Origin of the sequence: Streptococcus mitis (genome assembly GCF_047462815.1) — a bacterium.
Classification (GTDB): domain Bacteria; phylum Bacillota; class Bacilli; order Lactobacillales; family Streptococcaceae; genus Streptococcus; species Streptococcus mitis_DO.
In genome coordinates, this window is record NZ_JASHFB010000009.1 from 1 (window position 1) to 14,368 (window position 14,368).

Here is a 14,368-nt window from a genome sequence, read left to right on the forward strand (position 1 = left end):
ATCTGCTGGTTTAACGATGTCGTTACCTGCATTTGGTTTAGTTGCAGCTTCTGGATCTTTCGTCAAGTCTGCTGCTGGAATTACGGCTGTCTTACCTTCTGGAGTTGTAACTGTCGCATTTCCTTTATCATCTACAACTACTGTTGCATCTGGATTTACAGCTTTAACTTTGTCTTCGATCGCTTTCTTCTCAGCATCTGTAAGTTTTTCTGGATTTGCTACTACAGCCTTATCTGCTGGTTTAACGATATCGTTTCCTGCATTTGGTTTAGTTGCATCTGCTTCTGATTTGAATAAATCTTCTGATGGGATTGTCGCAGTAGTTCCATCTTTCAGTGTAACTGTCGCATTACCATCTTCATCAAATTTAACAGATTTAGTTTCTGGGTTTAATTCTCTTAATTTTTCTTCTACTTTAGCTTGATCATCCGGATCATTTGCTTCACCGGCTACTTTGTCTGCTGGTTTAACAATTTTACTATTTCCTGCATCTGGGTTAGAAGTATCTTCTTTAGTTCTTACTAATTCTGATGCTGGAATTGCTGCAGTTTTACCATCTGGAGTAGAAACAGAAACAGTTCCATCTTCATTGATTGTTACGATAGCATCTGGATTTACCTCTTCAACTTTAGCAACAATCTTAGCTTTCTCTTCGTCAGTTAAGTTCGATGGATCTTTTACGATAACTTTATCAAGTGGTTTGTTAATGTCATTTCCACCTTTACCGTTATCTAATTGGTCCTCAGTTTTCACTAATTTTGTCGGATTGATAATTCCTTTATCGCCAGCTTCTGTTGTTACTTCGATGTTTCCATTTTCATCATATTTAACTTCTTTAGCTGTTGGGTTAACTTTCTTAACTTCTTCTAAGATTTTAGCTTTTTCTTCATCTGTTAATGCACTTGGATCTTTTACTAATACTTTATCAATTGGTCTGTTTACTTCTCCAATTGCTTTAATAGCCGCCTTATCAGCTTCTTCTATTGTATTAACATCGTCTACACTACTTACTGCATCAATTGCTGCTTTAGATTTTTCCGCAGCTTTATCTACTTTAGCTTTTAATTTAGCTTTAGCTTCAGGAGTTAGATCGTTACGCGCATCGATTTCTGCTTTCTTAGCTGTTGCTTCTTCATCAATTGCTTTACGAGCATTTGGTTTATCTTCTACAACTGGTACAGATTTTTCAATTTCACCTTCAGCTGCTTCTTGAAGTTGCTTAACTTCTGCATCTGTTGGTGCTGCATCGACTGCTTCTTTAGCTTTATCAGCGGCATCTTTAGCTGCATCTGCTGCAACTTTCTTCTCTTCATCAGTAGCATCTGGAGTATTAGCAATATCTTCCAATTGTTTTGCTAATTTATCTTCGATTGCTTTCTTAGCTGCTGGTTTAGCTTTAGCTTCTGGATTTACAGCTTTAACATCTGCTACACCTTTATCTTTTGCACCATCTACTGCTTTTTGAGCTTCTGCTGCTTTTTCTGGTGTCTCTGCATTAGCTGGTTGATCGTTGATTGCATCTGTTGCTTCTTTCGCTTTAGCTTGAGCTTCTTCCTTAGCTGCTGCTTTTTCTTCGTCAGTTAAGTCTGGACGAGCATCGATGGCTGCTTCTTTCTTAGCTAATTCATCTGCTACTGCCTTCTTAGCTGCTTCTTTGGCTACTGGGTTAACTTTCGCAATGTCACCTGTACCAGTTTCTTTAGCTGCGTCTACTGCTGCATCTGTTGGTGCTGCATCGACTGCTTCTTTAGCTTTATCAGCGGCATCTTTAGCTGCATCTTTAGCGGCTTTCTTCTCGGCATCAGTTAAATCTGGACGAGCGTCAATTGCTGCTTCTTTAGCTTTAAGTGCATCGTCAATGGCTTTCTTAGCTGCTGGTTTCTTAACTGCTTCTGGATTTACAGCTTTAACATCTGCTACACCTTTATCTTTTGCACCATCGACTGCTTTTTGAGCTTCTGCTGCTTTTTCTGGTGTTTCTGCGATAGATGGTTGAGCATCGATTGCATCTGTTGCTTCTTTAGCTTTTGCTTGCGCATCTTTCTTAGCAGCATCTTTTTCTTCGTCAGTTAAGTCTGGACGAGCGTCGATTGCTTTTTCTTTTTCTGCTAATTCATCTGCTACTGCCTTCTTAGCTGCTTCTTTGGCTACTGGGTTAACTTTCGCAATGTCACCTGTACCAGTTCCTTTAGCTGCGTCTACTGCTGCATCTGTTGGTGCTGCATCGACTGCTGCTTTAGCTTTATCAGCGGCTGCTTTTGCTGCATCCTTAGCGGCTTTCTTCTCGTCATCAGTTAAATCTGGACGAGCATCAATGGCTGCTTCTTTAGCTTTAAGAGCATCGTCAATTGCTTTCTTAGCTGCTGGTTTAGATTTAGCTTCTGGATTTACAGCTGCAACTTCATCTACACCTGATTTCTTAGCTGCGTCTACTGCATCTTGTGCTGCTTTTGCTGCTTCTGGTGTTTCTGCGTTAGATGGCTGTGTGTTAATTGCGTCTGTTGCTGCTTTAGCTTTTGCTTGCGCATCTTTCTTAGCGGCATCTTTTTCTTCGTCAGTTAAGTCTGGACGAGCATCAATGGCTGCTTCTTTCTTAGCTAATTCATCTGCTACTGCCTTCTTAGCTGCTTCTTTTGCTACTGGGTTAACTTTCGCAATGTCACCTGTACCAGTTCCTTTAGCTGCGTCTACTGCTGCATCTGTTGGTGCTGCATCGACTGCTTCTTTAGCTTTATCAGCGGCTGCTTTAGCTTCATCCTTAGCGACTTTCTTCTCGGCATCAGTTAAATCTGGACGAGCGTCAATTGCTGCTTCTTTAGCTTTAAGTGCATCGTCAATAGCTTTCTTAGCTGCTGGTTTCTTAACTGCTTCTGGATTTACAGCTGCAACTTCATCTACACCTGTTTTCTTAGCTGCGTCTACTGCTTTTTGAGCTTCTGCTGCTTTTTCTGGTGTTTCTGCGTTAGATGGCTGTGTGTTAATTGCGTCTGTTGCTGCTTTAGCTTTTGCTTGCGCATCTTTCTTAGCGGCATCTTTTTCTTCGTCAGTTAAGTCTGGACGAGCATCAATGGCTGCTTCTTTCTTAGCTAATTCATCTGCTACTGCCTTCTTAGCTGCTTCTTTGGCTACTGGGTTAACTTTCGCAATGTCACCTGTACCAGTTCCTTTAGCTGTGTCTACTGCTGCATCTGTTGTTGCTGCATCTACTGCTGCTTTAGCTTTATCAGCGGCTGCTTTAGCGGCATCTTTAGCGGCTTTCTTCTCGGCATCAGTTAAATCTGGACGAGCGTCAATTGCTGCTTCTTTAGCTTTAAGTGCATCGTCAATGGCTTTCTTAGCTGCTGGTTTCTTAACTGCTACTGGATTAACTGCAGTAACTTCATCTACACCTGTTGTCTTAGCCGCATCTACTGCATCTTGAGCTGTTTTAGCTGCTGTTGGTGTAGTTGCTGCATCAGGTTGCTCATTGATTTTTGCTAATTGTGCATCAGCTTTATCTTTTGCTTCATTCTTAGCTGCTGTTTTTTCTTCATCAGTTAAGTCTGGACGAGCATCGATTTCTTTATTTTTAGCTGTTAACGCATCATTAATTGCTTTCTTAGCTTCTGCTTTTGCTACTGGAGTTACATTTGCAACTGCTGTAGTTCCATCTGCTTTAGCTTTATCAACTGCTGCATTTGTAGTTGCATTATCAACTGCAGCTTTTGCTACATCTGCTTGCGCTTTTGCTACTTCTTTCGCTTTAGTTTTCTCTTCTGGAGTTAAATCTGTGCGATCATCGATTTCTTTGTTTTTAGCTGTCAATGCATCGTCAATTGCTTGTTTAGCTTCATCTTTTTTAGCTACTACTGGGTTATCTTTTGCGATTGCACCAGTTCCTGCTGCTTGAGCTTTATCAAGAGCATCTTTTGTTGTAACTTCAGGTTTTGCGATTTCATCAAGAGCTTTTTTCTTATCAGCATTTACTTTGTCAATTGCAGCTTGTTTTTCTTCATCAGTAGCATTTGGAGTTTTATTAATAGCATCAATTTGCTTCTCAGCTGCTTTATTAACCTCATCGATAGCTGGTTGTTTGTCTAAAGTTACAAACTCTGATAATGGTCTTGTGTCTTTTGAACCGTCTGTGTATGTTACTACAAGATTTCCTTTAGCATCTTTTGTTACTGAGGCAATCTTAGTCTTAGCATCTTCAGCATCTACAGTTTTACCTTTTTTGTCAGCTAAGTTAGCATCATCATTGTTATTAGAGTACTCAATTTGTAGTTTTTCTTTGATTTTCTCTAATTCTGCTTCTGTTACGTTAGCTGGATCTGTTACAGCAACTTTTTCTGTTGGAGCTGCAATGTCATATTTAGATGTTTGGTTTTTAACAACGAATTGAACGTATCCTGGTTTTTGTTGACGTGCTGCGTCATCAGTTGTAGCATTGTAGTCTGCACCTGTCATAGATTTAGCATCATCACTATCTTTAGCTTCAATGAAACTTGTCCATTGGTTTGGAGCTTTAAGAGTTGTAACACCTGTCATCTTGATAGTTGCTGTTCTCTTGTCAGCAGATACTGTTCCTTCTCCTTCAGAAACCGCACTATCAGATACCGCTCCTATCTTGAATCCATAGTCCTTAGCATTAGCCCAAGTAACATCCCCTGGTCCACGTAGGTATAAGTTTTTAACTGCTGTATCGTCTTTACCTGTGAATGTTAAGTCAGTATTTTCACCAGTGTAAACATAGATTTGACGTTTGTCTGCATTTGAGTATGGAAGTTCTACTGTTGGCGCTTTATTTATAAAGTCTGATAATGGTCTTGTGTCTTTTGAACCATCTGTATATGTTACTACAAGATTTCCTTTAGCATCTTTTTCTATTGAAGCAATTTTAGAATTTTGATCTGCAACATCAGCATCTTTTGAGATATTCGCATCGTCATTAGACTTATTGTACTCAAGTTTTAATTTTGCTTTGATTGTATCGAACTCTTCATCTGTTACGTTAGCTGGATCTGCTACTGTAACTTTTTCTGTTGGAGCCTTGATATCGTACTTATCTGTTTGAGATTTAACAACGAATTGAACGTATCCTGGTCTTTGTTGACGTACTGCATTATCAGTTGAAGCATCAAAAGTTTGATCTGATGGCATTGAGCTGGCGTCATCATTATCATTAGCCACGATGAAACTTGTCCATTGGTTTGGAGCTTTAAGAGTTGTAACACCTGTCATCTTGATAGTTGCTGTTCTCTTATCAGCAGATACTGTTCCTTCGCCATTTGTAACTACATCGTTATCAATCTTACCTGTTGTAAATCCATAACCTGCAGTGTTATCACTTCCAATACCACCTGGTCCACGTAGGTATAAGTTTTTAACTGTTGTTTCATCTTTACCTGTGAATGTTAAGTCAGTATTTTCACCTGTGTAAACATAGATTTGACGTTTGTCAGCATTTGAATATGGAAGTTCTACTGTTGGTGCTGGGTTGGTACGTGCTACATTTGCAACTGGAGTAGTATCTACTGAATCGTCATTATAGGTAACAGTAACTGTTCCATTTGCAACAGCGACTTCTTTCACCACTGTAGATCTATCTGCTAAGACTTCTCCTTTTTTAGAAGCTAGTCGAGCATCTTCTGTCGTTGCTTTATCAGAATATTGAATCTTGATTTTCTCTTTGATGTTGTTAATATCAGTTGGAGTTAAGTTGTTGATATCTGCAACAGAAACTTTATCCCCCTCTGCTACTGGTTGAATATCGTATTTATATGTTTGAGATTTAACAACTAAATTGAAATAACCAGGAGATGATGGAGTCCTACCTCCAGGTAGTTTAGCTCCAGTAGAATCTTCAAGTTCTAGATATCTTGCTCCCAATACTGCTCGTTGATCTTCAGTTTTTGTGTAAGGTTTAAGCCCTTTAAAAGTATCATTTGGTTTACCAGTGATTTTAATTGTTACTGGACCTTGAGTTTCAGTGATTATTTGATGATAACTCCAACCAAAATCATCTCGTTCAACTTCTTCTTCCTCAGGCTTAGTTGAGCTTTGACCTTTCGCATAAGCTATCGCTGCATCACTTTTCTCTTTTAGTGTGAACTGACCACTTCCAGCTTTAACTGTTGCTCTTTTGATTTTTCCGGCTGTTGAGTTAACTGTAATATTGACATCTGCGTCTTCTTCATTATAAAGGTAAATTTCTTTTCCATTAGAATACTCCATAGAATAAGTAAAGTTACCCTGAGTTGCAGTTGTCTCAGCTCTAAACGCATTATCTTTATCTAATACTTTACCGTTACGTTCGTCTTTTGAACCGGTGTTTTCGATTGAGTTAGATTCTGGATTTTTCTCAGTGTTTTCTGCTTTTTTACCTACAGTTTCTTTACCTTCAGTTGTATCTACTGCTGGAGTTTCTTTTTTCTCTACAGGTTTGTTTTTTAATTTAGAGTTAGCTGTAGTGACAAGTTTGCTGTAAGCTGTTTTTAGTTCAGCTTGAGTAGTTGCGTTCGCTAATGTAGCTTTTGCAGATTCTAGTTCAGCTTTTAATACTGCAACACTTTCCTCAGTTTTGTTATCGTAAGAACCGTTAGAAAGTTTTGTTTCAATTTCTGAAATGTAGCTTTCAAGTTGGGTCTTGTCCAAAGCTGGAGTTGCTGGCTGAGCAGCAGCTGTGTCTCCAGGTTGGATTTGATCCGCTTGAACAGATACAGCTCCATTACCTAAGAACATGAAAAGAGCAGCAACCGCTACACTAGCTGCCCCAAAACTATATTTACGGATCGAGTAACGCGTGACCTTTTCACGGTGCAGACGTTCAACACGACTCATAGATGGTTTGTTTCCCATTATTTTCTCCTTTTGTGAGGTTAATGATTTGATTTCCACATGACACCTGTATGTAGAAATCTACAATTTACATTTTATCTTATTTTCAATATATATGCAAATGATTTGAATTAAAATTTTCCAAAAAAATTTTAAAAAGTTTTTGCGAAATTAGGGAATTTTCAGATAAATTGATTCGGTATGTTTTCCCTTTTTTATAAATAAATAATTCACATATGTTTATGATAAATTTGCTTTTGTTTTAATTCCATTCACAAAGATAGCGCATTCATAAAGGGTTAGTAGAAAAATAAATAAGTTTGAAGGGTGAGACAAATTACTTTTGCACTGCATAAGAAAAAATTATCCGTAAAACATATGAACCAAAAATAAAACATGCTACCTCATTTCGGTAACATGTCATCGTTTTCTACTTACAACAAGGCCTCAAACTCAGCGACGGTCATACCTAATTGCTCACTCGCAAATTCGGAAGTTAAAGCATGTTGGCGAACCATGTCTAAGAAGGCAAAGAGTTTCCCCTCTTCCCTTCCTTCAACTTTCCCGCGCTCTAAACCTTGTTCAATACCTTCTGCACGACCACGTTCAAGACCACGTTCTAAGCCTTTTTCTTCAGCTTGTTCCAAGGCATAGTCATGCGCTAATAAGGCTTGTTCTTCGCGCATACGTAGTTGACTAAACATTTTCCTGTCCTCCTCGGACCAGCTCTTGTAGTCCAGCAGTTGATCTGCCTGGCTGATGGCTCGCTCGGGTTGCTGGGTAAAAGGTTTGTTCCCGAAAAACTCCAACCACGGCTTGCGAACCTCATCTTTGCTGGTTTCTCTGTATTTTTTTAATTCCAAGAATGCCATCTTAACCAGATGGTTTTCTTGTCCATTGTTTGTGATGGTCTTTCAATAGCGCCTCAAACTCAGCGGCAGTCATACCCAATTGTTCACTCGCAAATTCGGAAGTTAAAACATGTTGGCGTACTAAATCTAGAAAGGTAAAGATTTTCCCACGCTCTAGACCTTGTTCAACACCCTCTGCTCGTCCTCGTTCCAGTCCCTGTTCAATGCCCTCTGCACGACCCCGCTCTAAACCTTTTTCTTCAGCTTGTTCCAAGGCATAGTCATGCGCTAACAAGGCTTGTTCTTCGCGTCTGCGTTGTTCACTAAACATCTTCCTGTCCTCCTCGGACCAGCTCTTGTAGTCTAGCAGTTGGTCTGCTTGGCTGATGGCTCGCTCGGGTTCTTGAGTAAAAGGTTTGTTACCGAAAAACTCTAACCACGGTTTGCGAATGCTATCTTTGCTGGTTTCTCTGTATTTTTTTAATTCCAAGAATGCCATCTTGACCAGATGGTTTTCCTGACCGTTATTTGTGCTGGTCAATACCTCACCTGTCGTGTCCTCTCGCATGCTAAAGCTATGAAAAGCCAAATCATCTTGGAAATAATTGCTGTCCACAATTGCGATTGCGTATACTGGTGCGATATGTTTGTAACTCTGGTGTGTATCACCTTCACGTTGGCGAATTTTTTCAAGATTCTGATTGACCTGACTGCACAAGTAAGCCCACAGGCGATTGATGAAAAAATTCTGATGATGCACCTGAATTTCAATAATTACTTGCGTTCCATTATCTAGTTCAGCTAAAACATCTATACTGGTATAGAAAGCCTGCGCCGAGTACGGCAGGGAAGGCAAGACGTGAATATTACTTCCCTCCAAAATAGTCACATTTTTTGCTGGTAAATCCAGCATATCACGGATAAATTGACAAGTGATTTCCGGATTGCTAAAAATCTTCTTAGCAACCAAATCGTTAGTTGGGCTGATGCCCGGATGTCTTAAAGTCATCCATTTCCTCCTTCTATTATACCACAGTTTTAAATCTAATTTTGCTAGATTCGATGGTTCCATCTATTTATTCGAAAAGGAAATGAATTGTGAAGATATTTTATCTCGTTTCAACTAAAATATGAGCTTGATCAACCAACTGTCCGTCAACAGTCAGATTCAGATAAAAATCCAAGGTCTTATTGGCAGCAAAATATAGGGTTGGTATGGTCAAATCTTTTTTGCTTTCCCCAGCTTGAAATTGAAGGACTTGTATCTCGTCCTGATAGGCGACGCCATGGACACCTGTCCCCGGTTGAATCGAAATCTTAGCCTCCAAAGGAGTATTACTCTCGCTACGTTCAACCCTAAAATGAAGAATCTCTCCCTTTACTACAGCCAGACTTTTTTCTGCAAATGCTAGTCCCTGAACAACTACTTTTTGTGATAAGCTAGGAGTTTTATAGAGTGAAATCTTAGTCAGTACAGGTAAATCCCGTGCCTCTATAATCATCACGCGCACCTTTTTCGCCTCTACCAGTGGCCCTCGCAAGAGGCGCTTATGACCAACTGTGAACCCCGTTCCAAATTCCTGCCAGACGCCGTCCACCTCTACTTGCACATGAAAAGCAGCGATTCGTTGCCCTAGCTTCAAATCTTCTCTTAACTCAAGCACATCGAAAGTTTTAGGTGTCCCTAAGTCGAGTTCTAACTGGATTGGCAAGTCTGCATCGCTTGCCCAAGAGCTGGTCTCAAGGCCATCTGTCAGATGATGACAAGCAAAGTCTGGTGATAGAGCTGGACCAAATACCTTAGCTCCCAGAGCCAAATCTTCTTTATAGAGCGCGTCACGGTAGGCCGCAAATTCATAGAGGCGCTGGATATCTTTCTCATCAAAGAGCCCATCTTGATTCGGTGGGACATTGAGCAAAAGAGGTGTGCCCCTCCCCACCGAGTGGAAATAAATCTTTACCAACTCCTCGAGAGACTTAGGATCCTGATCTTCATGGTAAAACCAGCCTGGCCGGATGGAAACATCTGCCTCACCAATTGAAAAAATCGTACCTGAGGGATCTCCATGCTGAAGGTAGTCCAGCTCTGCTTCTGTCCCTAGTTTGTCAGTATTCACCTTTTGCCATAGAGGATCACCTGCATACCCTCGTTCATTGCCAATCCAGCGAATGCTGGTGCCTTCTGTTGAAAAAATCAAGCAATCTCCCTGCAGGTCACGAATGGTTTCAAACCATTTTTCAAATTCATAATTGACCTTTTGAGCGCCTTCTCCTCTGGCACCATCCATCCAGACCTCAGCAAATTTCCCTCCATTACCATAGGCAGGATTTGATAAAATCTCCTTCAACTGTGCCAGATAATAGGCATTATAGTCCGCTTCTCGCTCCACATGATAGAGAGGACTGTGGGCATCCCAAGGTGATAGGTAGACCCCCATATCCATATCAAACTCTGTGGTAGCTTGGGAAACTTCAAGGAGCAAGTCCCCCTCTCCATTCCTCCAAGGACTGGCCTTGACCGAATAATCTGTGTAAGCCGTCGGATAGAGGACAAAGCCGTCGTGGTGCTTGACCACCAAAATCAACTTTTTAAAGCCCGTTTCCTTGAGCACGCGAACCCACTCACGCGCATCTAACCTGGTCGGATTAAAGCGTTCAGGATCCTCCTGACCTGTCCCCCATTCCTGGTCATAAAAGGTATTAGGGCCAAAATGGATAAAGGCTGCTAGTTCATCCTCTAAATAAGCTAGCTGGGCCTGACTAGGCAAGGGCCCGTGCGGTTTTATTTCTCTTACCATACTACTTCCTATCTACATTTTTCTTTACTTTTTTAGCATGCACTTGCAATTCTGTTAGCGCTAGGGGACTGGTCAAGCCTTCAAATCGAAGACGAAGGGCATAGGTCTCCACCTTATCAAATTCAAAACGAAGCTCTTCATCTTTGTCGCTTGACACTTTTCGGATGCCTGATACAGGGCGCCAATTCTCCTCTTGTTTGAGCAGAGAATCCTTGTCCAAATAGTTAGGAGTCCGAGGCAAGGCAGGCTCATTCCCCACATAATAATCAATAAAGGTCGGCTCCACCGCCACGTAATCTTGATTTTCAACATAATACAAGGTCACATTATCCACAAATCGCGGTTTTAAAATCCCTGCATCTCCAAACAGAATGCCGACGCTAGCTTGCTCTGACTTGGCAATCCAAGTATTGGCTGTCGATTTCTTCCTAGCAATAACCTTGTCATTGAGGTAAGAGGCTGGATGATTAGGCTCTGAGTGGGAAGCAAAGACCAGAGGCAGGTTGGACCCTGTCCACTGATTGGAAATAACTTCTCCATCTACACTAGCATCTGTCACATGAATGGTGACTGTTGCTGGCAACTCACAGCCCGCTACCTGCCCTGTAAGAACATATTCTCCTACATGAGCATAGATTTGAGGTTCGAGTTCATCCCAAGTGACCTTGGCCGTATCTCGTCTGCCATCTGATAAGACTAGCTTGACTCGGTCTGGTAAGTGTGGTGCTTCCTTGACAAGCGTCCAAACCCTTTCAAGCTCAATAGCGCAAATCCCTTGGACACAAACCTGAGCCGAAGGCTTTAAATCCAATCCTTCTAGCTGGCCAGATACCATAAATTCATGAAAGCTTTCCAAAGCTTCTTTAGGAATTTCCTCCCAAACAACCTTGACTCGTTTTGCACCGCCTGACTCATAGTCCACCAAGACCGAAGACGGAAGCTGTGGATAAGTCCCCTTAGCTGTATACAAGCGAAGTGGTCGTACAGAAACCGCCTGCCCTAGCGAGGTATTTTCTGCAACCTGCAAATGCATTTGATAGGTCTTCCCTTGATAAATGGCGCGGATAGCCAAGTCCCCTGCAGACAAGCAATGAAGCACCCCCTGCTTGATAATAGCATGAGCACTACCACTCGTCTCCCAAATCACTTCACTATTCCCCACCTTGTTCACAGGGTTATCCACAGTTTGTGGATAAAGTCCAATGGCTGGGGAATCTCCTTCTTGTAAACCTGCCCTCTTGTCCACTCGAATCTCAAACAAGCACTTATTTTTCACTGGTTGGAAAGCCAAAGCCTCTCCCACTAAGAGATCAAAACTTGCTGGCTCTAGCCCTCTAGCACTGGCTTTTACTCTTACTTGTCCCACCTGCTCCAAGCTCTGAACTAAAACAACACCCCTGCCATGAAAGGCTTTCCTCTTAAAACGACCATTCTTCTGAGCCTGGTAACGTTCACGACTGGCCTGTCTGCCATTATCCACACCCACAATGCGAGCAAGGCCCTCAATTTTAAAATGAAGCTGATTGGAAGCAGTCGGAACCCAATTTCCATCCTTGTCCAATACATCAAAATAGAGATAGAGGAGGTCTTGCCCATCTGGCTCCAGTTTTGTTTTCTCGGCATGGAGCCCGATTTTGGCTGGCTTACCTGCAGTCACCACCCTATCTTCTGCCACAAGCTTCCCTTGACGGTCATAGGCCACAGCAGACAATTCTCCCGGTTGATAAGGAAAACGCCATTCGAGATAAAGTTGGTCAGAACTTGCTCCCTCTTGGTATTTTCTACCATCTGAGGTCCATTTTTCCTGAAAAGTCTTTCTGCCTTGGGATTTTCCATTGAGAAATAACTCTACAGAACCAGCATTTGAATACACTCGAACAGGGATATCCCCATACTTATCCACAACTTGTTGATAACTCTTGTGGATTTCCCAATTCCAATGGGGCAGGATATGAACCATAGGCTTTTGATCACCATTCAACCACTGACTTTGATAGAGATAATAATCATTTTTAGGAATCCCTGCCGTGTCCACGATCCCAAAATAGGAACTCTTGACAGGCGTGTCATTTTGATTGTGCCAAGGAGTCGGCTCACCGATATAGTCCACTCCTGTCCAGATAAACTGACCTGCATAGTCTAGCCGATTTCGATCTGCTATCCAAGCAGCCGTCGCCGTCTTCCCCCAAGGAACCCGATCATTGCCATAGTCTGACTGTTCAAAATTCCGCACGCGACGATTATCTCCAACCCATTCCTTATCTGGTCGAAAATAGCTGTCACGCGTCCGTGTAGCCGATGAGGTTTCAGACCCATAAAGTCGCCACTTGGGATGTCTTTTGCGAATCGCGTCAATATTATCTTCCGAGTAATTCAAACCCACCACATCCAGCAAATCAGCAATCTTTTCATGACCTCCAGTTCCATCTCCAAAGCGGAACTGATCCATTCCCATGGTCACAAAACGGCTATCATCAACCTCCTTGACCCTTTCTAGCAAGCGTTTGATCGTCTTCAATGAATGGGCATCGCCATTTGCTTCGCTGACTTCATTTCCCAAGGACCACATAAAAATAGCTGGATTGTTCTTGCCACGCTCAATCATGATGCGCAAATCGTAATCTGACCAGAAATCGCCTGCTTTCGCTTCTGGATGAGTCGCTTCTTCCTCAAAAAAGCGACCATAATCATATTCTTTCTTGCCTCCATACCAGGTATCAAAGGCTTCTTCTTGGATGAGTAGGCCCATTTTGGCAGCCACATCCAGCAAAATACTGCTGGCTGGATTATGGGTGATTCGGATTGCATTGACGCCCATTTCCTTCATCTGGCGCAAGCGTCTCTCGGCAGCTGACCTGTTTTCCACAGCTCCCAGCGCTCCGTAGTCATGGTGCAAACAAACCCCATGAATCTTCAACCAGCGACCATTTAGAAAGAAGCCCTTATCCGCTTGCCAATCCATATAGCGGTAACCAAAGGTCTCCTCTTCTTCATCAACCAAGACGCCATTTTTGTAAAGGCGAATCTTCAATTGGTAAAGGTGGGGATGATCAATATCCCAAAGCAAGGGTTGAAAAATTGATATGGCTTGTTGGAAAGAATATTTGTCCCCAGACTCAATCACTAGAGAGTCTGTCGCCAGCCAGTCTGACAGCTGCTGCCCGTCATACCAGATACTCTGCTCCAAATACACCGACACGGACTGAGATCCATAATTTGAAACCTTGCTTTCAAGCTGGGTTTCCACCCATCCATCTCTTTGTTCCTTGAGCTTGGGACTTTCTATCTTAATCCCATATAAATCCAGATGCACCGAATCTGTAATCAATAATTTTACTTCTCGGTAAATACCGCTACCCGAGTACCAACGACTGCTAGGTTGCTGATTTTCCACAAAAACCGCAAGCTGGTTGGCAGTCCCGTCATTTCTTAGATAAGGCGTGATATCATAAGAAAAGGGCGTATAGCCATTGGGATAATAGCCCAGTACTTGCCCGTTAATATAGACTTGGGCATTCATGTAAACTCCATCAAACAACAAACGCACCGATACAAGACTGGCATCTTCTTCCAAGTAAAACTGCGTCCGGTACCAGGCTTGACCCCCGTTTAACTGACCACCCTCATTTTGCGCTGGCGAATACTGGTCAAAATCATTGTAAATACTCCAGTCGTGTGGCACTTGAATAGCCTGCCAATTTTCCCTCTGAAAATCCGGTGCCAAGGCCTCTTCTTTCCCTACCTCTTGGCTAAAAAACCAGTGATTTCGTAAAACTTCTTCTCTTATCATACAAGCATTCCTCTTTAAACGATTCAATTTACTTGACTATAGCACAAAACAAAAGCGCTTTCAAGACTTCCTCTATCACTCCCTAAATCCTCAGAAAAGATTCTATAATTTGT

The 14,368-nt window shown here is 42.0% G+C and carries 4 protein-coding genes and 1 pseudogene; all 5 read right to left on the reverse strand.

Translation table 11 applies throughout. The features are described from left to right. Window positions 1-6,837 (reverse strand): DUF1542 domain-containing protein (locus QM865_RS05860; protein ID WP_414306234.1); only part of this gene is annotated, 6,837 nt, incomplete at its 3' end. Window positions 6,838-7,250: 413 nt separating this feature from the next. Then, window positions 7,251-7,727 (reverse strand): annotated as a pseudogene (locus tag QM865_RS05865) (hypothetical protein); the annotation flags it as partial. Then, window positions 7,690-8,676, reverse strand: a complete 987-nt coding sequence (locus QM865_RS05870; RefSeq protein ID WP_414306235.1) for an Rpn family recombination-promoting nuclease/putative transposase — start codon at window positions 8,674-8,676, stop codon at window positions 7,690-7,692. The gene QM865_RS05870 and the pseudogene QM865_RS05865, both read right to left, overlap by 38 nt. 100 nt (window positions 8,677-8,776) lie before the next feature. After that, entirely contained in the window at window positions 8,777-10,465 is a 1,689-nt protein-coding gene (locus QM865_RS05875; RefSeq protein ID WP_414306236.1) for an alpha-L-fucosidase, read from the reverse strand. A gap of 1 nt (window position 10,466) precedes the next feature. After that, window positions 10,467-14,255 carry a sugar-binding domain-containing protein gene (locus QM865_RS05880; protein WP_414306237.1) on the reverse strand — a complete coding sequence of 1,263 codons (3,789 nt, stop codon included), beginning with the start codon at window positions 14,253-14,255 and terminating at the stop codon, window positions 10,467-10,469. Window positions 14,256-14,368: the final 113 nt, after the last annotated feature.

Bases quoted from the DNA above. Each gene is read 5' to 3' on its own strand.
- QM865_RS05870 (WP_414306235.1), bottom strand. From the start codon at position 8,676: ATGACTTTAAGACATCCGGGCATCAGCCCAACTAACGATTTGGTTGCT.
- QM865_RS05875 (WP_414306236.1), bottom strand. From the start codon at position 10,465: ATGGTAAGAGAAATAAAACCGCACGGGCCCTTGCCTAGTCAGGCCCAG.
- QM865_RS05880 (WP_414306237.1), bottom strand. From the start codon at position 14,255: ATGATAAGAGAAGAAGTTTTACGAAATCACTGGTTTTTTAGCCAAGAG.